The sequence below is a fragment of the Piezobacter thermophilus genome, from assembly GCF_055386745.1.
In genome coordinates, this window is the sequence record NZ_AP042380.1 from 2,216,221 (window position 1) to 2,237,113 (window position 20,893).

The following is a 20,893-nucleotide window of genomic DNA, read 5'->3' on the forward strand; positions in this document are numbered from 1 at the left end:
CAGAGGATCATGGCACGGGCCTGAAGACGGATCGACTCGGGTCGCGTTCCATCAACGCCCTCCGTTTCCCCACCACGCAAGAGGCCGGCGCGGGAATTTCGCAGGAAAAATTCCCGATTTTCGATTTTCTTAATCCGGCACCCCGGCACCTTCCGTCAGCGCCCGCCGCAACCCGGCGGCCGCAACCTCGATCAGGTCGAGCGCGCCGTCGAAATCACGGGTGTAGTAGGGGTCGGGCACGTGATCGGCCCCGGTCAGCGGGGCGTAGTCGGTGAACAGCCGCACGGGTGTCCCCGCGCCACGCGGGCGCAGGGCCTCAATTGCGCGGATATTGTCGCCATCCATCCCGATGATCAGATCGAAACGGTGAAAATCGCCCGCCACGAACTGCCGTGCGCGCAGATCCGACAGGTCATACCCCCGCGCCCGTGCTGCTTCCTGCATCGGGCCATAGGGCGGCGCGCCCACATGCCAGTCCGAGGTGCCGGCGCTGTCGGTGACGGCCTCGGGCATCAGGGTGCGAAAGACGCCCTCGGCTGCGGGCGAGCGGCAGATGTTGCCAAGACAGACAAAGAGAATCCGGGTGGTCATGGGCGCCTCCTTTGGCCACAATCCGCTACAGGAAAGGGAGCGCATGGAAAAGATCGTCATTCTCACCGGGGCCGGCATTTCCGCCGAAAGCGGGCTGGGTACGTTCCGCGACAAGGGCGGGCTGTGGACCCGATACCGTATCGAGGACGTGGCAACCCCCGAGGGCTTTGCCCGCAACCCGAAACTGGTGCAGGATTTCTACAACCGCAGACGGGCCCAGGCCGCCCGGGCCCGCCCCAACGCCGCCCACGCGGCTCTGGCCCGGTTGCAGCGGGAATGGCCGGGAGAGGTGGTGATCGTCACCCAGAACGTGGACGCCCTGCACGAAAAGGCCGGCACCCGTGACGTCATCCACATGCACGGGGAGTTGGCAGGGGCGCTGTGCAACGCCTGCGGCCACCGCTGGCTCGCCCCCGAAGAAATGTCCCCCCTTGAGCCCTGCCCCGCCTGCCACGCGCCCGCCGCACGCCCCGACGTGGTCTGGTTCGGCGAAATCCCCTATCACATGGACCGCATAGGCGCGCATCTGGCCCGGGCCGACCTGTTCGCGGCCATCGGCACCTCGGGGCAGGTCCATCCGGCTGCCGGCTTCGTGAACGATGCCGCCGCCAATGGCGCCCGCACGATCGAACTCAACCTCGAACCCTCCGAGATATCCCCGGTCTTCGACGAACACCGGCTCGGCCCGGCCACCCGGATCGTGCCGGCCTGGGTCGATGACCTGCTCGCGCGCCACTAGGTCATGTTGACAAAAGGCGAAGCCAAAGTCGGATTGACGTGATGTCTATGAAACCCAGGAAGCTTTCGGCGGTCTTGTCGTAGCGTGTGGCGACGCGCCGGGCATTTTTGAGCTTGTTGAAACACCGCTCGACAAGATTGCGCAGGGCATACAGAGAGTGATCGACGCCGACGCGCATCTTGCGGGACTTGCGCATGGGAATTTGGGTCAGAACATCACGCGCATTCATCTTTTCCCGAATGCTGTCAGCATCATAGCCCCTGTCCGCCAGCAGAACCCTCGGCTCGGGCAGGTTGTCGGCCATGACCAGGTCGAACCCGAGGTAATCGGATGTCTGACCCGGAGTAATCTCGGTTCTCATGGGCAGGCCTGCCGCCTTGACGCGGAGGTGGATCTTGGTCGTGAAGCCACCTCTTGAGCGGCCAAAACCCTGTCGCGGAGTCCCCCTTTAGCGCCCGCTGCCTGATGATGGGCGCGAACCACGGTGCTGTCGATCATCTGCAGCGCGTCTGGAACGGCACCGCTCTCGTTCAAAGCATCCATGATCTGCTCCCACAACCCGGCCAGCGTCCAACGTCGGAACTGGCGGTAAACGCTGGACCATTTGCCGAACTCTTCGGGCAGGTCACGCCATGGGGCTCCGGTTCGCGTGATCCAGAAAATCCCATCAAGAACAAGGCGATGGTTGGTGGGTTTGCGCCCGTTGGGGGCGCGGATCGCATGAATGAAATGTTCAAAGAACGCCCATTCCTCGTCCGACATCAGGTCTCGTGCCAAGCTGACCTCCATTGAAGATACCAGCTTGAATCACGTCTACAGCTCCGTGTGAATCCTTTTTGTCAACACGGCCTAGCCCCGGCTCCCCCTTTCCTCTTGCCGAAAATACTCCGGGGGTCCGGGGGCAGAGCCCCCGGGCCGGCCTTTCCGACCGCACTCAGCCGTCGTCCTGCATGTCCATCTTCATGCCTTTCATCTTCTTCATGCCCATGCCCGGTTTTCGATTCATGTCCACCGGCACCTTGATCTCGATCTCCCCGGCCTTCTCGAAAACCAGCGTCAGCGGAACCGTTCCGCCCTGTTCCAGGGGCTCCTTCAGCCCCATGAACATGACATGATCGCCCCCCCGTGCCAAAGCATGCCGGCCCCCGGCGGGGATCTCGATGCCGCCCTCGATCCTGACCATCTTCATCACACCGTTTGCGTCCGAGATGTTGGTATGCAATTCGACCCGCCTGGCAATGTCCGAACGGACATCGACCAGCCGGTCGTCGGCTTCGCCCCGGTTCACCAGCACCATGAAGGCAGCACCTGAGGATGCCATGCGCATCGCTGCACGGGCATAGGCGTCCTCCACCATGATCTTCGCCTCGTCGGCAAGGACGGGCAAGGTCAGCGCCAGCGCCGCGGCAGTGGAAAGGGCAAGTGTTCTGAAAGACATCGCGTGTCTCCTCGTTCGATGATTGTCCATGTCTAGTCTGTCAGGAAAGATCATCGGGCCGAGGAGGCCCCCGCGCATGAAACCCATGCACTGCCCGACCCGGAACGGATTGCCCCGCTGCAGGCTGTTGCGCAACCGCAGCCATCCGCCGCGGCAGCGCCACCGCCTCTGGCAGGGTTGCATCCCCTATGACATGAAGCGTGAAATCAGGACAGAAATGCGGCGGCCCCGTTGGATTGCCGTCTTCATCCAGGAACACCACGACCGGACCGGACCCGGCACACAGCACCACCTGCCCGATCGGGCCGGTGCTGCCCCGCGCCATGGCCAGCCCCTGCCCCGTCAGGACCAGAAGAACCGTCAGGGCAATGGCGGCATGTATGCGGAGCAGGCGGCGCATGACGGCCGGGATATTGGCGCGGCCGGGCATCAGCTGCAACCGGAATCGACAGGACCCCGCGCGAGGGGCACGGGGTCCGTTCGATTGCGCCCTGATTGCGCAGGGATCGCGGTGATCAGGCCGAAGCGGTGACCTTGGCGATTTCTTTCTTGATCTTCAGCGCCTTCGGCGACAGGTCCTCGTCGCGGGCCTTGGCCAGATAGGCATCCAGACCACCGCGATGATCCACGCTGCGCAGCGCCGCCGAGGAAATCCGCAGCCGGAAGCCGCGGCCCAGCGTTTCGGACTGAAGCGTCACCTCGTTGAGGTTCGGCAGAAAGCGGCGCTTGGTCTTGTTGTGGGCATGGCTGACATTGTTGCCAGACATCGGGCCCTTACCGGTCAGTTCACAACGGCGCGACATTTTCGTCTTCCTTCGTCTGCGGGTGGCGGGCCGGGGCCCGGATCCCAAATCAACAGGGGCGCCGCCAACGGCTGCGCCCGGAAACTCGTGGCCAGCGTTTAGGAGGAATCGCCGGTCGGGTCAAGACGGATCGACGGGTTTTGCCCCCGCCCCTGCCGGGGCGGGGAATGGCCCGTGCCGGGCCATGCCTCCGGCGGGAGTATTTCCGGCAGGGTCTATACAAGCTGAGCATTCCTGATCCCATGCTAAGGTGCTCATATGGCTCGGAAAAACCGCTATCTGTTTCGGGGGAGAATTTCGGAGCGCAAATTCCGCGATTTGCTTCGGCTTTTTGCCCTCGACATCACAGCCGACCGCGCCGCCCTTCTCACCGGGCTCAGTCACAACACGACGGCCCGTCTTTACACCCTCCTGCGCCGACGCATGGCCGAGCTGGCCGAGGCCGACTGCCCCTTCCAGGGCCAGGTCGAGATCGACGAGAGCTACTTCGGCCCGACCCGCCAGCGCGGCCGTCCGGGGCTGGGCCGCGGGCGCGGGGTCGCGGGCAAGGTGCCGGTCTTCGGCATCCTTGAACGCGGCGGAAGGGTGCACTGCCAGATCGTGAAAAACTGTTCGAAAACAACGCTTCAGGCGATCATCGAGGGCCGCGTCCACCTCTCGGCCGAGATCAGTTCCGACGGGTTCCGCAGCTATGACGGGCTGGTCGAGGCAGGCTTCAGGCGCCACCACAGGATCAACAAGTACTGGCAGCGCGACCGTGCCATCTTCTCCCAAACGGCGTTCACATCAACGGCATCGAGAGCTTCTGGAGCTACGCCAAGCGCCGTCACGCCAAGTTCAACGGGTTGCGGAAAACCTCTTTCCCGGTGGTCCTGAAAGAGACCGAATTCCGCTTCAACAACCGCGAAAACGACCTCTACAAGATCCTGCTCAGATCGTGCAGAATGAAACCGCTCAGGCGCTGAGCTTGTATAGACCCTGCCCCAAATACTCCGGGGAGCGCGAGGGGCAGAGCCCCTCGCACCTTTGGCGTGCCTTCGGCACAGTAGCAGATTTGGTGCGCCTTCGGCGCAACGGACAGCGCCCCTCTCCCCGAGCGATGCCGCTCAGCCCCCCGCAGTCACGTCATGGCGATAGATCCAGTCGAACTGCCGCACCATGCGCCCTGGCGCCAACGCGCCCCCCAGCCTCAGGGCCAGATGCGCCGCCCCGCGCAGCGGGGCCGGGCGCAGGTGATATTTCCACGCATTGCTGTTGGCCGCGGCGATGACCCGCGCCGCGCGCGGATGGCGCCGGCGCTGATAGGCGGCAAGCCCTTCGGCCAGCGAACCCGTCCGGGCGACTTCCTCGGCCAGCACCCAGGCATCCTCCAGCGCCAGATTCGCCCCCTGCGCCATGAACGGCAGGGTGGGATGGGCGGCATCGCCCAGAATCGCCACGCCACCGCCCTGCCAGCGCGGCGCCACCGGGTGCCGGAAGAGCCCCCACAGGGCGACCTCCTTCACCCGCCCCAGAAGCGCACCCGCCAGCCCCGAGAAATCGGCAAATGCCGCCCGCAACCGATCCGGCGAATCGCCATGATGCCAGCCCTCGGCGGCCCAGCGGGCGCGCTCCTGCACGGCGACGATGTTCACAGCCGCGCCGCGGCGCAGGGGATAGCAGACCATGTGCCGGCCCGGCCCCATGAACAGATGCGCCTCCGGCCCCATGCCACAATCGTTCGGGACCACCGCCCGCCACGCCACCTGCCTGGTGAAGAACGGATCATCCGCCCCGTTGAGCGCCACCCGCGCCCGCGAATGCAGCCCGTCCGCGCCGACGATCAGGTCGGCCTCGACCCGCGTGCTGCTGGCAAGGACCATCGCCGGGCGCGCACCGGGCTCGTCGGCCGGCAGGACCCGCTCGACCCGTTGCAGAAGGCGCAGCCGCACGCCGGCCCGGCGCGCGGCCTCGGCCAGCAGATCGACCAGGTCGGCGCGGTGGACGAAGTAATAGGCCAGGTCCGGCGCGTGCCGGACCAGATCGAGCCGCAGCACCTCGCCCCCGCGGGCGTGATCGCGCAGCACCACCGCCTGCGCCCGCACCGCCGGCCCGGCCAGCCCCTCTTCCAGCCCCAGCGCCCGCAGCACCGCAACGCCGTTGGGGCTGATCTGCAGCCCGGCACCGACCTCGGAAATCTCGGGCGCCTGTTCCAGCACCGTCACCTCGGCGCCGCGCGCCCGCAGCGCCAGCGCCGCGGCCAGCCCGCCGATCCCGGCCCCGATCACCGCAACCGTCTTTCCGTCCAGACTCATGCCCATCCCCTTGCCGTCCAGACTTGACGAAAAAAGGCCGGAGCGGAAGGCCCCGGCACCCGCCCCGTTGTCGCAGGCCCCGTCCGGAGGCGCGGCAACGGGGATCCTTTCCTTCTCGGGATCAGTCGTCCCGATGCACCTTTTCTTGGCGCTCGTGCTGTTCCTGCGCCTCAAGCGTCATCGTGGCGATGGGCCGCGCATCCAGCCGCTTGAGCGAGATCGGCTCGCCGGTCACTTCGCAATAGCCGTATTCGCCATTCTCGATCCGCCGCAGCGCCGCGTCGATCTTGGCCACCAGCTTGCGCTGGCGATCCCGGGTGCGCAGCTCCAGCGCCCGGTCGGTTTCCTCGCTGGCCCGGTCGGCAACGTCGGGGATGTTGCGCGTGCCGTGCTGCAAACCCTCGATCGTGTCGCGGCTTTCCTCCAGCAGCTCGTTCTTCCATGCGATCAGCTTGCGCCGGAAGTATTCGAGCTGGCGTTCGTTCATGAAAGGCTCATCTTCGGCCGGCCTGTAATCGTCCGGGAGAAATGTTTCCTGCTTCATTTCCACTCCCTTGGTCTTGCCGGTCATGTCCTTCACCTGTCGATACCGGACATGCGGCACCCCTTCTGCCGCTGCGTTTATCCGACGGGTTTCAGAATGTCACTACACAAAGCGGGCGGAATTGGGCTAAATGCGCCCCGCTGACCGCAGCGCCATGGGAAAAACAGCAAGAGGTTGGAAAAGCATGAGATTTCAGGGCACAAGTACCTATGTCGCGACCGACGACCTGACCGTTGCGGTCAATGCGGCAGTCACGCTCGAACGCCCCCTGCTGGTCAAGGGCGAGCCTGGCACCGGCAAGACCGAACTTGCCCGCCAGGTGGCCGATGCGCTGGGTCTACAGATGATCGAATGGAACATCAAGTCCACCACCCGCGCCCAGCAGGGGCTTTACGAATACGACGCCGTCTCGCGCCTGCGCGACAGCCAGCTGGGCGATCCGCGCGTCAACGACGTGCGCAACTACATCAAGAAGGGCAAGCTGTGGCAGGCCTTCGAATCGGATGAAAAGGTCGTGCTGCTGATCGACGAGATCGACAAGGCCGACATCGAGTTCCCCAACGACCTGTTGCAGGAGCTCGACCGGATGGAGTTCTTCGTCTACGAAACCGGCGAGACGATCCGGGCAAGGCACCGCCCCATCGTCATCATCACCTCGAACAACGAAAAGGAGCTGCCCGACGCCTTCCTGCGCCGCTGCTTCTTCCACTACATCCGCTTCCCGGACATGGAGACGATGAAAAGAATCGTCGAGGTTCACCATCCGGGGATCAAGGAATCGCTGCTGACCACGGCACTGACCCAGTTCTACGAAATCCGCGAGGTATCGGGGCTGAAGAAGAAGCCCTCCACCTCCGAGGTGTTGGACTGGCTCAAGCTGCTGCTGGCCGAGGATCTCGATGCCGAGGACCTCAGGCGCGACGGCGCCAGCGCGCTGCCGAAACTGCACGGGGCGCTGCTGAAGAACGAACAGGACGTGCACCTGTTCGAGCGGCTGGCCTTCATGGCCCGCAGCGGCAGGCGCTGAAGGGGCGCGATGCGCGCAATGCGCCCGCCCGCCCCTGGCCGTATCGCCACGGGTTCCATCCTTGCCGCGCCGGGGCCATAATTTCACCCGGTTGCCGGGCAATCCTGTCCTCCTCATGCGGCCCTGCGCAACCGGGGACGCGTCACGTTTCGGAAACAGGACAGACCGGCCCGCAACGGTCGGAGTATCGCCAATGCATTCGAAAACACCACATTTCGTTGAAACCGCACGCCGGGCGTTCGATCCGTCCGGTCGCCTCGTGCCCCCTTCCCGGTACACGCATCCATGATCAGATTTGCCTGCCTTGCGCTTTTCATGTCCCTTCTCGCGGCCTGCGCGTCGGTCCCGTTCGAGGACACGCCCACCCGCGCGGCACCGATTTCCGACAGCTCGCTGCCGCCGATGAAGACCTTTTCCTCGCCGCGCCCGGCCCCGCCCGCGCGCTCCAACCGCGACATCGCCGCCGACTTCCTGTCGCTGCACTTCGTCCAGGAAAGCGGCCGCAGCCTGCCCAGGTTCACCCGCTTCGAAACCCCGGTAACCGTGCGCGTCACCGGCAACCCGCCGCCGACGATGCTGCCCGACCTGCGCCGGCTGATCGCGCGGCTGAGGGGCGAGGCGGGCATCGACATCCGCCTGGTCAGCAGCAGTGACGCCAACATCACCATTGTCACCGTGAGCCGCGCCGAGCTGCGCCGCGCCCAGCCCGACGCGGCCTGCTTCGTGGTGCCGAACGTCTCCAGCCTGTCCGAGTTCCGCCGCAAGCGCCGCAGCCCCGATACCGCCTGGTCCAACCTCGACCAGCGCCGGCGCATGGGCATCTTCATCCCCGGCGACACCAGCCCGCAGGAGGTGCGCGACTGCCTGCACGAGGAACTGGCCCAGGCGCTGGGCCCGGTGAACGATCTCTACCGGCTGCGTGATTCGATCTTCAACGACGACAACGTGCACGCGGTGCTGACCGGCTTCGACATGCTGATCCTGCGCGCCACCTATGCGCCCGAGCTGCGCAGCGGCATGTCCCGCGAACAGGTGGCCGCACGCCTGCCGGGGATTCTGGCGCGCCTCAACCCGCGCGGCGAGCGCATCGCGCCGCAACCGGTCCGGCCGACCCCGCGCGACTGGATCGACGCCATCGAAACCGCGCTTGGCCCCGGCACGGTGCCGCCGGCCCGGCGCAACGCTGCCCGCCGCGCCATCGCCATTGCCGAACGCGAAGGCTGGACCGATCACCGCCGGGCCTTCGGCTATTTCATCATGGGGCGGATGACCGAACCCTTCGACCCCGACCTCGCGCGCGAGTATTTCCGCACGGCCATGCGCTATCTCGAGGCAACCCCCGGCACCGAGCTGCACCGCGCCAACGTCACCGCCCGCCTTGCCGCCGACGCCATCAGCCGCGGCAATGCCGGCGCCGCCCTGGCCCGGCTCGACCCCGCCATCGCCACCGCCGCCCGCTACGAGAACGCGGCGCTGCTGGCGACGCTGATGCTGCTCAAGGCCGAGGCCCTCGATCTTGCCGGGCAGACCCGCACGGCACGCGCCATCAGGCTGGACAGCCTGGGCTGGGCGCGCTACGGCTTTGGCTCCGACTGGGCGGTACGGGCGCGGATGCGGGAAATCGCGGCGCTGAACCCGCTCGAACAACCGGGCTGACAGGACAGGAACGGATGATCGTCATCGTGGCGGCGCTTGCGGGCGCCATTCTGGGCGCGTTCAACGCGAAACGGCGGGGCGGAAAGGTGGCCGACATGGCCCAGTATGCCATCGCCCACGCCATCATTTTCGCGCTGCTGGGCTATCTCGCCACCATCATCGCCCGGCTGCTGCTGACGGGATGAGCGGATGTTCCTGCCCTTCTTCGAAAACCTGCGCAAGTTCGGGGTTCCGGTATCCCTGCGCGAATATCTGACCTTCCTCGAGGCAATGAAGACGGGCCTCGTCACCTATGACGTGGAAGGCTTCTACTATCTCGCCCGCACGGCGATGGTGAAGGACGAACGCAATATCGACAAGTTCGACCGCGCCTTCGCCGCCAGCTTCAGCGGGCTGGAGGACATCTCCTTCGAACAGGTGCTCGAGGCCGTGGACATCCCCGCCGACTGGCTGGCGAAAATGGCGGAGAAGCACCTCTCGGCGGAAGAGAGGGCGGAAATCGAGGCCCTGGGCGGGTTCGAAAAGCTGATGGAGACGCTGCGCGAACGGCTGAAGCAGCAGCAGGGCCGCCACCAGGGCGGCAACAAGTGGATCGGCACGGCGGGCACCTCGCCCTTCGGCGCCTGGGGCTACAACCCCGAGGGCGTGCGCATCGGCCAGGACCGTTCCCGCCACCGCCGCGCGGTCAAGGTCTGGGACAAGCGCGAATTCCGCAATTTCGACGACACGGTCGAGCTGGGCACCCGCAACATCAAGGTCGCGCTCAAGCGCCTGCGCCGCTGGGCCCGCGAGGGCGCCGAGATGGAACTGGACCTTGACGGCACCATCCGCGCCACCGCCGAACAGGGCTGGCTCGACGTGAAGGAACGGCCCGAGCGCCACAACGCGGTCAAGGTGCTGCTGTTTCTCGACGTCGGCGGGTCGATGGACCCCCATGTGAAGGTGGTGGAGGAACTGTTCTCGGCCGCGCGTGCCGAATTCAAGCACCTGGAATACTACTATTTCCACAACTGCCTGTACGAGGGCGTCTGGCGCGACAACCGCCGCCGCTGGGATGCCCAGACCCCCACCTGGGAGGTGTTGCGCACCTTCGGGCCGGACTACAAGTGCATCTTCGTGGGCGATGCCTCGATGTCGCCCTATGAAATCGTCTATCCGGGCGGGGCCAACGAACACTGGAACGCCGAATCCGGCCAGACCTGGCTGCAACGCGCGCGCGAACAATGGCCTGCCAATCTCTGGATCAACCCGGTTCCCGAGAAATACTGGAATCACACCCACTCCATCGGCCTGATCCGGGAAATCTTCGAAGACCGCATGGTGCCGCTCACCCTTTCGGGGCTGGAAAGGGGAATGCGGGAACTGTCGCGCTGACCGGTACGGCACGCGGCCCGTGCGCGCTTCTTCCTCTTGCCACAAATACTCCGGGGAGTGTGAGGGGCAGAGCCCCTCACCCCTGTCCCCCCGGCCGCCATCGGCGCTTGCCGCCCCCGGCCCGCGCGCCCATATTGGCTTCATGCTCCGCGTCGCTCCGATCCTCCTTGCCATTCTCTACGCGCTGGTGATGTACCGCTTTTCGGTCTGGCGCACCAATCGCGAACTCGATGCCCGATCAACCGAACTCGCCGACCCGGCGCTGCTGGCAGTAACCCGCAAGCTCGCGGCCGCACTCGATCTCGACCGCATTCCCGTCTACATCTATGAAATCGACCCGGTGAACGGTCTCGCGGCGCCAGACGGGCGCATCTTCATTACCCGGGGATTTTACCGGAAATTCCGCAACGGCGAAGTGACCGGAGAGGAACTCGCCTCGGTCGTCGCACATGAACTGGGGCATGTGGCACTGGGTCACGCGCGCCGGCGAATGATCGATTTCTCGGGCCAGAACGCGTTGCGCACCGCGCTGATGATGGTTCTGGGCCGGATCATACCGTTCTTCGGGGTCTGGATCGCGAACCTGATCACTGCTCTGCTGGCGGCTGGGCTGTCGCGATCGGACGAGTTCGAGGCCGACGAATACGCCGCCGCGCTGCTGACCAAGGCGGGAATCGGGGTCGGCCCGCAGAAATCCCTTCTGAGCAAGCTCGAGGCGCTGACCGAACAACGCGCCGGTGTCGCTCCGGCGTGGCTGATGAGTCATCCCCGGACACGCGACCGAATTGCCGCGCTCGAAAGGCTCGAGGCGCGCTGGATCACGCGCGGCTGAAGATGGCAGAGCGCGGGAGCGAGGGGCTCTGCCCCTCACGCTCCCCGGAGTATTTCCGGCAAGAGGAAGAAGCAGCTTACCCGGACTGCCCGGAGAGTTGCCGAATCCGGGCCTCGCGCAGACGCGCGAAATCCTCGCCGGCATGATAGCTCGACCGGGTGAGCGGCGTGGCCGATACCATCAGGAATCCCTTGCCGTAAGCGGCCTTCTCATAGGCGGCGAATTCATCGGGAGGCACGAAGCGATCCACCGCGTGATGCTTGGGCGTGGGTTGCAGATACTGCCCGATGGTCAGGAAATCCACATCCGCCGCGCGCATGTCGTCCATGACCTGCAAGACCTGCTGACGGGTTTCGCCAAGGCCGACCATGATCCCCGACTTGGTGAAGATCGCGGGGTCCAGCTCCTTCACCCGCTGCAACAGGCGCAGCGAATGGAAATACCGCGCCCCGGGGCGCACCTCGGGGTAGAGGCCGGGGACGGTTTCGAGATTGTGATTGAACACGTCGGGGCGCGCTTCGACCACCACCTCGAGTACCGACGGGTCGCATTTCAGGAAGTCGGGCGTGAGAATCTCGATGGTCGTTGCAGGCGAGCGCTGCCGCACCGCGCGGATGGTGCGGGCAAAATGTTCTGCCCCGCCATCCTCCAGATCGTCGCGATCGACGCTGGTGATGACCACATGCTTCAGCCCCAGCCGCTCGACCGCCTGGGCGACACGGGCCGGCTCGAACGGATCGAGGGCCTCGGGCCGGCCGGTGGCGATGTTGCAGAAGGTGCAGCCGCGGGTGCAGATCTCGCCCATGATCATCATGGTGGCGTGGCGCTGCGACCAGCATTCGCCCACATTCGGGCAACCGGCCTCTTCGCAGACTGTCACCAGCCCGCCCTCGCGCATGATCCGCCGGGTTTCGGCATATACCTTGCCACCCGGGGCGCGAACCCGGATCCAGCCCGGCTTTTTCGGTTGCGCATTGTCTGGGCGATGCGCCTTTTCGGGGTGGCGCTGCTCGGGGATCTTCAGGTCGCGCACGGCGGAAATCCTCTGAGGGAAACAGTCCGATGCCCATTAGCACGGGCCGCGCGGAAATGCACCACCCGCCGCGCATGGCCGCCATGCGATCATGTTGCAGCAGCGCCACGGGATTTCAGGCGTTGATCCAAGTTTAGAATCGTTTTAAGCCCCTCCCCAAGTTTTCAAACTCGAAAGGAGCCTGCGATGAAAGCCGGAGTCAAACTGCCCGACGTCACCTTCCACACCCGCGTCCGCGACGAAAGCATCGGCGGAGACAACCCCTATCGCTGGCAGGACATGACCACCGCCGACTACTTCGCCGGCAAGCGCGTGATCCTGTTCTCGCTGCCCGGAGCCTTCACGCCCACCTGCTCGACCTACCAGCTGCCCGGCTACGAAAAGAACGCCGAGGAATTCCGCAAGCTGGGGATCGAAGAAATCTACTGCATGTCCGTGAACGACAGCTTCGTGATGAACGCCTGGGCACGCAGCCAGAACCTCGAAAACGTCAAGGTCATCCCCGATGGCTCGGGCATCTTCACCCGGCTGATGGGCATGCTGGTGGACAAGGACAATCTCGGCTTCGGCTACCGCTCCTGGCGCTATGCGGCAATCGTCAATGACGGCGTGGTCGAGGCCTGGTTCGAAGAGCCGGGCCGCGAAGACAACCACGGCGCCGACCCCTATGGCGAATCCTCGCCCGAAAACCTGCTCGAATATCTGCGCAAGAACGCCTGACCGGCGACGGGGCCGCGACAACGCGCCCCTTCCTCTTGCCGGAAATACTCCCGCCGGAGGCATCGCGCCCGCGCAACCGCGCGGGCGCAAACCGTTTGGCATGCGCCGCAGGCGCGCCGGTTGGCCGCGCTGGAGCATGTCCGAGAAGCTCAAAACCGGTTCCCACTTTTGAGCGACATGCTCTATCCGATCAGGCGATCGGACTGAGCCTGTTCGTCGTAATGCCGCCTGAGCCGCTGCAGGGCGATCCGCAGCACGATCTTCCCCGATCGCGCCGACCAGCCCATCCGCCTTTCGGCCGTTTCCAGCCCCTCCAGATGACAGCAGCACCGCAGGACAACATCCCCCAGCCCCGGCCCGAGCTCGGCCAGCGCCCGCGATACCCGCTCCCGCGCGGCTTCCGCCCCGCGACCGGTCCCCGTCCGGGCCAGTTCGAAATCCTCGCGCAGACGTTCGCCCGCGGCAACGAGATCCCCGCTCAGAAACGGGCGTCCGTCCCGGTCCCGCCGCCGGGACAACAGCGTCAATGGGCTTTCGGGCAGACCGTATCGCACCCCGCGCCGACGGCCCTCACGCCCTGACGGGCGCCGCCGCGCCCCGTCCTTGGCAATGGAGCCGGCAAGGTCGGCCTCCTGCCCCCTGCTGGCGCGATTCTCGGCCCGGGCCAGCATCCGGCCCAGCGCCGCACGCCCGCCCGCGGTGATCCGATAACGGCTGATGCGCCCCGGCCGCGCGCAGTGGATCCATTCGTTCAGCGCCAGTGCCTGCGCAACGCCCGCATCCACCACCGCCGTCCGGGCAGCATCCCCCGCCCCGTCGTCGCGAACCACGACCGCCTTCTCCATCCCTTCGGCCACCGCCAGAACCGCACCGCTCTCGCTCAGGCGGCGCAGAATCCGGGCCGCTTCGGTTTCCATCCCGTCCTCCGGGAACGGATTGCGCACCCCCTCGCCCGGCCCGTCATCCGGCACCGTACCGTCATCGCGACGCCGCACGAAATGCGCCGCCGCAAGCGACGAAAGCGCCGCATCAACAAGCGGATCGTCGCGCCGGGTTTCCACCCGCCGGATCTGCCGCAACACGGTCGAGGCGTGGCATCCCTCCTGCCGCGCCAGTTCCCGGATCCCCTGCCCGGCTTCGGTATGGGCAAGATAGCGCCGCGCCTCTGCAGGCACCCAGTCCGGCAACCCCGTCACAATCCCCTGATGCATCCCGTCAATGTCCTCATGGCACAATGGCTGATCCGATTGTCCGACGGCTATCCCCAGAACTTCCCGCAACCTATGGATGTATTGGTTACGAGAATCTTAAGAATTTACCGCGTAACCAAAGATTGTTTCGAAATGATAAACACTGGTAAATCTATCGTACGGAGAACTTATCAGCCGCAACACCCTGATTACGTGTGCAATACCTTCGGGCACGACAACCGAATCGAAGGGGAAACGCCATGCTCGACCCGCTGACCATGCTTGCCAGCCTTCGCCGCCCGCGGCTTCTGATCCGAACCGCACGGATCGGCGCGCAGGACTACAACCGCGAACGGCACCTGCAGCGGCTTCTGGGCTATGGCACGCATCCGCGGCCGGCCGAGGCGCTGATCCGCCTGATCGAGAAGGAACGGGAAATGGACGAAAGGCGGCGGGCGGGTGACGCGGGATATTCGCTCCCGCGTCACCTCGACCTCCTGATCGCCATGATGGGCGAGGCACAGCTGCTCAGGGCCGCCCGCACCGAGGACGCGCCGGACCCTACGTGAAGGCGTCGGGCATCGACTCCTTCTTCTTCGCGACATATTCGTTCAGCGCTTCGGCCACGCCCGGGTCCAGCGGCGGCTGCCGATAGTCGGCCAGAAGCTGCCGGACCCGCTCGGCCGCCAGGGTCTGGGTGTCGCGGGCGCCCTCCTCTTCCCACGTCTCGAAGGGCTTGTAGTCGAGAAGATCCGACCGCCAGAAGGCGTCGCGGAAATGGGCCTGGGTATGGGCGCAGCCCAGGTAGTGCCCGCCCGGCCCCACCTCGGCAATGGCGTCCATGGCCTGCGATTCGCCATCCATCGCGACGCCCCGGGCCATCTTGTGCAGGACGCCCAGCTGATCGGCGTCCATCACGAATTTCTCAAACGAGGCCACCAGCCCGCCCTCCAGCCAGCCGCAGGCGTGCAGCATGAAGTTGACCCCCGACAGAAGCCCCACATTCAGGCTGTTGGCGCTTTCATAGGCGGCCTGGGCATCGGGCAGCTTGGAGCCGGTGAAGGCCCCGGACGAGCGGAAGGGCAGGCCCAGCCGCCGCGCCAGCTGACCCGCGCCATAAGTGATCTGCGCGGCTTCGGGCGTGCCGAAGGTGGGGGCGCCCGAGTTCATGTCGATCGAAGTCACGAACGCCCCGAAGATGACCGGCGCGCCGGGCCGGATCAGCTGGGAATAGGCGATGCCGGCCATCACTTCGGCCAGAACCTGCGTGAGCGTCCCGGCCACGCTGACCGGCGCCATGGCACCGCCGACAATGAAGGGCGAAACGATGCAGGCCTGGTTGTTGCTCGCATAGACTTCCAGCGCCCCCATCATCACGTCGTCGAAGGTCATCGGCGAGTTGATGTTGGTCAGCGAAGTCATCACCGTGTTGTTCTGCACGAACTCCCTGCCGAACAGGATCTCGCACATCTCGACCGAATCGCGCGCCCGCGCCGGATCGGTGACCGAGCCCATGAAGGGCTTGTCGCTCAGCGTCATGTGCGCCAGCAGCATGTCCAGGTGACGCTTGTTCACCGGCACGTCGGTGGGTTCGCACAGGGTGCCGCCGGAATGGTGCAGCCATTTTGACATGTAGCCCAGGCGCACGAAATTGCGGAAATCCTCCATGGTGGCATAGCGGCGGCCGCCTTCCATGTCGCGCACGAAGGGCGGGCCATAGACCGGCGCCAGCACCAGGTTGCGCCCGCCGATGACCACGCTGCGCTCGGGGTTGCGGGCGTGCTGGGTGAAGCTGGACGGGGCGGTGGCGCACAGCTTGCGCGCCAGACCGCGGGGAATGCGCACCCGTTCGCCTTCGATCTCGGCGCCGGCATCGCGCCAGCGGGCGATCGCACCGGGGTTGTTGACGAAGTTCACGCCGATCTCGGCCAGCACGGTTTCGGCATTGGCCTCGATGATCTCGAGCGCCTCGTCGTTCAGAATCTCGAGGTTGGGGATGTTGCGCTCGATGTACTTCGCGGTCTCGATCCGGACCGCCATGCGTTCGGCCCGCCGGGCCGCACCGCCTCCACCCCTGCCCTTGCCGCGCGCGCGACGCCTCGTGGTTGCTTCCGCCATCCTATTCCGTCCCGTCCAGTTGGGTCCACATGCCCCGGATAGATACCGTATCCCCTTCCCGCGCCGAAGGCGCAAACCGGCGATTGAGAGGGAAAAGCGACATGTGCAGGCACCGCCGCGCAACAGGTGCGTCGCCTTCAGGACACATCGCGATCCCATAAAACATAGGCATTCTCACATATATTACTGACAAGATATCTCGATCTTGCTATGCCTGAAACACCCCGCGCGCTGTTGAAACGGAGGAAGCCGCGCCCGGGACAAACACAATGCGTCTGAAAGGAAGGGGGCGCAACGTCCACGCGGATGGCGTGGCCCCAGGGAGGAAAGATGAAGACACCGAACAAGAGCAGCCATCTGGCACTGATGGCTGCGGCAAGCGTGGCAACCGCCATGCTGGCCGGACCGGCGGCCGCCACCAACGGCTATTTCGCAAACGGCTACGGCAACGAATCCAAGGCGATGGCCGGATCCGGCGTGGCCGTGAACAACGGCACGCTGGGACTTGCGCAGAACCCGGCCATGGGGACCGAGGTCGGCAACCGGGCGGATGCCTGCCTGACCTTCTTCTCGCCCGACCGCAGCTTTACTGTCGGCGGCGCAGCCCCGCTGACCCCCGGCACCTACAAGAGCCGCAACAGCCTCTTTCTGATCCCCTGCGTCGGCGCCAACTGGCAGCTGAACGAGGGCAGCACCATCGGGATTTCCATCTTCGGCAATGGCGGCATGAACACCGAATACGGCGCCAACCCCTTCGCCGGCCTCGGAGCCGGATCGGTGCCGCTCGGCGTCAACCTCGAACAGCTGTTCATCGCCGCCAACTATGCCTTCGACGTCAGCGAATCGCTCACGCTCGGCATTGCACCGACCTTCGCGGTGCAGCGCTTCTCGGCCACCGGGCTGGAGGCCTTCGCCGGCTTTTCGTCCAACCCCGCGCGGGTGACCAACCAGGGCGATGACTGGTCCACCGGCTTCGGCGTCAATATCGGCATGGCATGGCGTCCCACTTCGGAATGGACGATCGGCGCCTCCTACCGGACCAAGATGAACATGAGCAAGTTCGATCGCTACGCCGGCCTTTACGCCGAGCAGGGCGACTTCGACATCCCGGCCACGGCGACGATCGGCGCGGCCTACACGCCGGCCGCGAACCCGGCATGGACGCTGACCGCGGAATACCAGCGCATCTTCTACGGCGACATCCCCTCGATCGCCAACAGCAACGCGATACTGGCCACCCCGCTGGGCGCAAACAACGGCCCCGGCTTCGGCTGGACCGACATGAACGTGTTCCGCATCGCCGGCATCTACCGCGCCAGCCCGAAGCTCACCCTTCGCGGCGGCCTGTCCTATGCCTCCGACTTCCTCAAGAGCACCAACGAGGTCCTGTTCAACGTCCTCGCCCCGGCCACGCCCAAGCTGCACGCCTCGATCGGCGCAAGCTACCAGATCAGCGACAAGATGGAGCTGACGGGGGCCTTCACCCATGTCTTCAACAATACCGTCAGCGGCAACAACCTGACGCCGGGTTTCGGCCAGCCGGTATCGCTGCGGATGGACCAGAACGAGCTGTCGCTGGGACTGTCCTACAAGTGGTAGAAGCGTGGTGAAATCAAGGGCCGCCCGCGCGCGACCGGTTCGCGCGCGGGCGGCCCTTGCGCGACCGGCCGGGCGCCTGTATCAGCCCGCCCATGACCCATCATCAACGCCTTCTCATCATCGACTTCGGCAGTCAGGTCACGCAGCTGATTGCCCGCCGGCTGCGCGAACTGAACGTCTATTGCGAAATCCACCCCTGCCAGAAGGTCACCGAGCAATTCCTGCGCGACTTCGCGCCGCGGGCGGTGATCCTCTCGGGGGGGCCGGCCTCGGTGAGCGACGCGGACGCACCCCGCCCGCCGGCAGCCGTCTTCGAACTCGGGGTTCCGGTGCTGGGCATCTGCTACGGCCAGCAGGTGATGATGCAGATGCTGGGCGGCCGGGTCGAGCGCGGCCACGGCACCGCCGAGTTCGGCCGCGCATGGGTCACCCCGACCGGGGAATCCCTCGACATTCTCGAAGGCTGGTTCGGGCAGGGGCGCGAACAGGTGTGGATGAGCCACGGCGACCACGTCTCGTCCATCGCGCCGGGCTTTCGCGTCTTCGGAACCTCGCCGGGCGCGCCCTTCGCCATCACCGCCGACCCCGCGCGCCACTTCTATGCCGTGCAGTTCCATCCCGAGGTGCACCACACCCCCGGCGGCAGGAAACTGCTGGAAAACTTCACCCGCATTGCCGGGTTTGCCGGCGACTGGACCATGGGCGCCTACCGGCAGGAGGCCATCCGCAAGATCCGCGAACAGGTGGGCAACAAGCGGGTGATCTGCGGCCTCTCGGGCGGCGTCGATTCCTCGGTGGCGGCGGTGCTGATCCACGAGGCCATCGGCGATCAGCTCACCTGTGTCTTCGTCGATCACGGGCTATTGCGCGAGAACGAGGCCGAGGAGGTGGTCACCATGTTCCGCGACCACTACAACATCCCGCTGATCGCTGCCGACGAAAGCGAACTGTTCCTGGGCGAGCTCGAAGGCGTCTCGGACCCCGAAACCAAGCGCAAGATCATCGGCCGCCTCTTCATCGACGTGTTCCAGAAATACGCGGCCGAAATCGAAGGCGCCGAATTCCTGGCCCAGGGCACGCTTTATCCGGACGTGATCGAGAGCGTCTCCTTCTCGGGCGGGCCCTCGGTCACCATCAAGTCCCACCACAATGTGGGCGGGCTGCCCGAAAAGATGGGGCTGAAGCTGGTGGAGCCGCTGCGCGAGCTGTTCAAGGACGAGGTGCGCGCCTTGGGGCGCGAACTGGGCCTGCCGGAAAGCTTCATCGCCCGCCACCCCTTCCCCGGCCCGGGCCTGGCCATCCGCTGCCCCGGCGAGATCACCCGCGAAAAGCTGGAGATCCTGCGCAAGGCGGATGCGGTGTTCATCGACCAGATCCGCCGCCACGGGCTCTATGATGAAATCTGGCAGGCCTTCGCGGCCATCCTGCCGGTAAAGACCGTGGGCGTGATGGGCGACGGGCGCACCTATGACTACGCCTGCGCCCTGCGCGCGGTCACCTCGGTCGATGGCATGACCGCCGACTACTACCCCTTCTCCCACGAATTCCTGGGCGAAACCGCCACCCGCATCATCAACGAGGTGCCCGGCATCAACCGGGTGACCTACGACATCACCTCGAAACCGCCGGGCACCATCGAATGGGAATGAACGCCCTCCCCTTCATCTCGCCGCAAATACTCCCGGGGGGTGAGGCCCGCACGGGCCGAGGGGGGCAGGCAGCCCCCCTTCCCCCGCGCCGCAGATGATCCGCCTGTCCGGCCATATCGACGTGCCAGCCCACCGGCGCGCAGCGGTCGCCGCCGCCCTGCCCGATCACATCCGGCGCACCCGCGCCGAACCCGGCTGCCTGTCCTTCCGGGTCACCCCCGACCCGAAGGTAAAGGGGCGCTGGCTGGTGCGCGAAACCTTCCGCAACCGCAAGGCCTTCGTCGCCCACCAGCTGCGCACGCGAAACTCCCGCTGGGTCCGGATCACCGCCGGCATCCCGCGCCACTACAGCATTGACGCGATCGGCCAGAGCGGGGCAAACAGGCCGGGCCGCCCGGGCAAGACCAGCTGAACGACCCGAAGGATCCACCGATGACCCCTCTCGCCGGCGCCGCACTGAAATTCCTCGAAAAGCAGATCCTGCGCAGCCTCGGCAAGGGCTACGGAACGCGCTCCATCGCGGCCGAGCTAAACGCCATCATCAGCCTCCTGAACGGGCCGGCCGACATCCGCCTGTGCGTGGATGTCGGCGGCAATGTCGGAGAATACACCGCCGCGCTGCTGCGCAGCTGCCCGCAGGCCCGGATCCACACCTTCGAGCCCGCGGCGACCAATGTCGCCCGGCTGAGGGAACGCTTCGCCAACGATAGCCGCGTCTCGATCTGGCCGCAGGCACTCTCCGATACCGCCGGACGAGCCACGCTGCATTCGGACGCACCCGGCTCGGGGCTTGCCAGCCTGTCGCAACGCAATCTCGATCACTTCAACCTCGGCTTCGATGTTACCGAAGAGGTCGAAACCACCCGCTTCGAGGACTTCTGGCAGGATCGGCTCGGCCGGGCCCGGATCGACATCCTGAAACTGGATATCGAAGGGCACGAGCTGGCCGCCCTGCACGGGGCCGGCGCGGCCATCGATCACTGCCGCGCGATCCAGTTCGAATTCGGCGGCTGCAACGTCGACACCCGAACCTTCTTCCGCGACTTCTGGACCTTCTTTTCCGAACACGGCTTCGCGCTCTACCGGATCACCCCCTTCGGCATCCTCGACATCCCCCGCTACTCCGAGCGGGACGAAATCTTCACCACCACCAACTACATCGCTCTCAACCGCAACCCGCAATTCCACCCCGCATGAGCCGACCCGCCCCCTTCCTCTTGCCACAAGTACTCCCGGGGGGTGAGGCCCGCACGGGCCGAGGGGGGCAGGCAGCCCCCCTCTGTCGC

General features: G+C 65.7%; 22 protein-coding genes and 1 pseudogene. 13 read left to right on the forward strand and 10 right to left on the reverse strand.

Translation table 11 applies throughout. The features are described 5' to 3' along the window. Positions 1-129: 129 nt before the first annotated feature. Positions 130-591: a low molecular weight protein-tyrosine-phosphatase gene (locus ACZ5CM_RS10715; RefSeq protein ID WP_464638551.1), complete on the reverse strand. Its 462-nt coding sequence runs from the start codon at positions 589-591 to the stop codon at positions 130-132. 43 nt (positions 592-634) lie between these two features. Here ACZ5CM_RS10715 and ACZ5CM_RS10720 point away from each other — a divergent pair, with 43 nt between their 5' ends. Then, positions 635-1,330 (forward strand): NAD-dependent deacylase, encoded by a 696-nt coding sequence (locus ACZ5CM_RS10720; protein WP_464638553.1) that lies wholly within the window; start codon positions 635-637, stop codon positions 1,328-1,330. Position 1,331: 1 nt separating this feature from the next. Here the strand turns inward: ACZ5CM_RS10720 and ACZ5CM_RS10725 are convergent. The 4 genes from ACZ5CM_RS10725 to rpmB form a co-directional block, all read right to left on the reverse strand. Next, positions 1,332-2,119, reverse strand: a protein-coding gene (locus tag ACZ5CM_RS10725) for an IS5 family transposase (RefSeq protein WP_464638555.1) whose coding sequence is annotated in 2 segments (ribosomal slippage) — positions 1,332-1,780 and positions 1,780-2,119 — 789 coding nt in all. Because the reading frame shifts where the segments join, the coding sequence is not laid out codon by codon here. 145 nt (positions 2,120-2,264) lie between these two features. Then, complete coding sequence (locus tag ACZ5CM_RS10730) at positions 2,265-2,768, reverse strand: copper chaperone PCu(A)C (protein ID WP_464638557.1); 504 nt, start codon at positions 2,766-2,768, stop codon at positions 2,265-2,267. Positions 2,769-2,808: 40 nt separating this feature from the next. Next, positions 2,809-3,198 (reverse strand): hypothetical protein, encoded by a 390-nt coding sequence (locus tag ACZ5CM_RS10735; RefSeq protein WP_464638559.1) that lies wholly within the window; start codon positions 3,196-3,198, stop codon positions 2,809-2,811. An 85-nt stretch (positions 3,199-3,283) separates the two neighbouring features. Next, positions 3,284-3,571 carry a 50S ribosomal protein L28 gene (gene rpmB, locus ACZ5CM_RS10740; protein ID WP_464638561.1) on the reverse strand — a complete coding sequence of 96 codons (288 nt, stop codon included), beginning with the start codon at positions 3,569-3,571 and terminating at the stop codon, positions 3,284-3,286. 258 nt (positions 3,572-3,829) lie between these two features. Here rpmB and ACZ5CM_RS10745 point away from each other — a divergent pair. Next, positions 3,830-4,536 (forward strand): annotated as a pseudogene (locus tag ACZ5CM_RS10745) (IS1595 family transposase). 141 nt (positions 4,537-4,677) lie between these two features. Here ACZ5CM_RS10745 and ACZ5CM_RS10750 read toward each other — a convergent pair. Together ACZ5CM_RS10750 and dksA are read right to left on the reverse strand one after the other, a co-directional pair. Then, a complete protein-coding gene (locus ACZ5CM_RS10750) occupies positions 4,678-5,865 on the reverse strand; it encodes an FAD-dependent oxidoreductase (RefSeq protein WP_464638563.1) in 1,188 nt (395 codons plus the stop codon). Between the two features lie 121 nt (positions 5,866-5,986). Continuing rightward, entirely contained in the window at positions 5,987-6,409 is a 423-nt protein-coding gene (dksA, locus tag ACZ5CM_RS10755; RefSeq protein ID WP_464642583.1) for an RNA polymerase-binding protein DksA, read from the reverse strand. 184 nt (positions 6,410-6,593) lie between these two features. Between dksA and ACZ5CM_RS10760 the strand changes: the two genes are divergently transcribed. The 5 genes from ACZ5CM_RS10760 to ACZ5CM_RS10780 all read left to right on the forward strand — a co-directional run bounded on the left by ACZ5CM_RS10760 (position 6,594) and on the right by ACZ5CM_RS10780 (position 11,298). After that, positions 6,594-7,436: an AAA family ATPase gene (locus tag ACZ5CM_RS10760; protein ID WP_464638565.1), complete on the forward strand. Its 843-nt coding sequence runs from the start codon at positions 6,594-6,596 to the stop codon at positions 7,434-7,436. Positions 7,437-7,721: 285 nt separating this feature from the next. After that, positions 7,722-9,092 (forward strand): DUF2927 domain-containing protein, encoded by a 1,371-nt coding sequence (locus tag ACZ5CM_RS10765; RefSeq protein WP_464638567.1) that lies wholly within the window; start codon positions 7,722-7,724, stop codon positions 9,090-9,092. A 14-nt stretch (positions 9,093-9,106) separates the two neighbouring features. Beyond that, complete coding sequence (locus tag ACZ5CM_RS10770; RefSeq protein ID WP_464638569.1) at positions 9,107-9,277, forward strand: apolipoprotein acyltransferase; 171 nt, start codon at positions 9,107-9,109, stop codon at positions 9,275-9,277. A gap of 4 nt (positions 9,278-9,281) precedes the next feature. Continuing rightward, a complete protein-coding gene (locus tag ACZ5CM_RS10775; RefSeq protein ID WP_464638571.1) occupies positions 9,282-10,466 on the forward strand; it encodes a vWA domain-containing protein in 1,185 nt (394 codons plus the stop codon). A 142-nt stretch (positions 10,467-10,608) separates the two neighbouring features. Continuing rightward, positions 10,609-11,298 carry a M48 family metallopeptidase gene (locus tag ACZ5CM_RS10780; protein ID WP_464638573.1) on the forward strand — a complete coding sequence of 230 codons (690 nt, stop codon included), beginning with the start codon at positions 10,609-10,611 and terminating at the stop codon, positions 11,296-11,298. Between the two features lie 76 nt (positions 11,299-11,374). Here ACZ5CM_RS10780 and lipA read toward each other — a convergent pair whose 3' ends face one another. Next, a complete protein-coding gene (gene lipA / locus ACZ5CM_RS10785; protein WP_464638575.1) occupies positions 11,375-12,331 on the reverse strand; it encodes a lipoyl synthase in 957 nt (318 codons plus the stop codon). Positions 12,332-12,517: 186 nt separating this feature from the next. Between lipA and ACZ5CM_RS10790 the strand changes: the two genes are divergently transcribed. Continuing rightward, a complete protein-coding gene (locus ACZ5CM_RS10790) occupies positions 12,518-13,051 on the forward strand; it encodes a redoxin family protein (RefSeq protein ID WP_464638577.1) in 534 nt (177 codons plus the stop codon). 182 nt (positions 13,052-13,233) lie between these two features. On the opposite strand, the gene ACZ5CM_RS10795 is transcribed toward ACZ5CM_RS10790, so the two are convergent. Then, on the reverse strand, positions 13,234-14,262 hold the full coding sequence (locus tag ACZ5CM_RS10795) for a DUF6456 domain-containing protein (RefSeq protein WP_464638579.1): 1,029 nt from the start codon (positions 14,260-14,262) through the stop codon (positions 13,234-13,236). Between the two features lie 239 nt (positions 14,263-14,501). On the opposite strand from ACZ5CM_RS10795, the gene ACZ5CM_RS10800 reads away from it, so the two are divergent. Then, complete coding sequence (locus tag ACZ5CM_RS10800) at positions 14,502-14,810, forward strand: DUF6477 family protein (protein WP_464638581.1); 309 nt, start codon at positions 14,502-14,504, stop codon at positions 14,808-14,810. On the opposite strand, the gene ACZ5CM_RS10805 is transcribed toward ACZ5CM_RS10800, so the two are convergent. Next, positions 14,803-16,359 (reverse strand): trimethylamine methyltransferase family protein, encoded by a 1,557-nt coding sequence (locus ACZ5CM_RS10805; RefSeq protein ID WP_464638583.1) that lies wholly within the window; start codon positions 16,357-16,359, stop codon positions 14,803-14,805. The two genes, ACZ5CM_RS10800 and ACZ5CM_RS10805, sit on opposite strands and share 8 nt — an antisense overlap. Before the next feature lie 330 nt (positions 16,360-16,689). Here ACZ5CM_RS10805 and ACZ5CM_RS10810 point away from each other — a divergent pair, with 330 nt between their 5' ends. The 4 genes from ACZ5CM_RS10810 to ACZ5CM_RS10825 all read left to right on the forward strand — a co-directional run bounded on the left by ACZ5CM_RS10810 (position 16,690) and on the right by ACZ5CM_RS10825 (position 20,804). Beyond that, on the forward strand, positions 16,690-17,958 hold the full coding sequence (locus tag ACZ5CM_RS10810; protein ID WP_464638585.1) for an OmpP1/FadL family transporter: 1,269 nt from the start codon (positions 16,690-16,692) through the stop codon (positions 17,956-17,958). Positions 17,959-18,050: 92 nt separating this feature from the next. Beyond that, positions 18,051-19,607, forward strand: coding sequence for a glutamine-hydrolyzing GMP synthase (gene guaA / locus ACZ5CM_RS10815; RefSeq protein ID WP_464638587.1), 1,557 nt, complete (start codon positions 18,051-18,053; stop codon positions 19,605-19,607). A 94-nt stretch (positions 19,608-19,701) separates the two neighbouring features. Next, the gene (locus ACZ5CM_RS10820) at positions 19,702-20,019 is read left to right on the forward strand and encodes a putative quinol monooxygenase (RefSeq protein WP_464638589.1); all 318 of its coding nucleotides are present in this window, start codon (positions 19,702-19,704) and stop codon (positions 20,017-20,019) included. 20 nt (positions 20,020-20,039) lie between these two features. Beyond that, on the forward strand, positions 20,040-20,804 hold the full coding sequence (locus ACZ5CM_RS10825) for an FkbM family methyltransferase (RefSeq protein WP_464638591.1): 765 nt from the start codon (positions 20,040-20,042) through the stop codon (positions 20,802-20,804). Positions 20,805-20,893 lie beyond the last annotated feature (89 nt).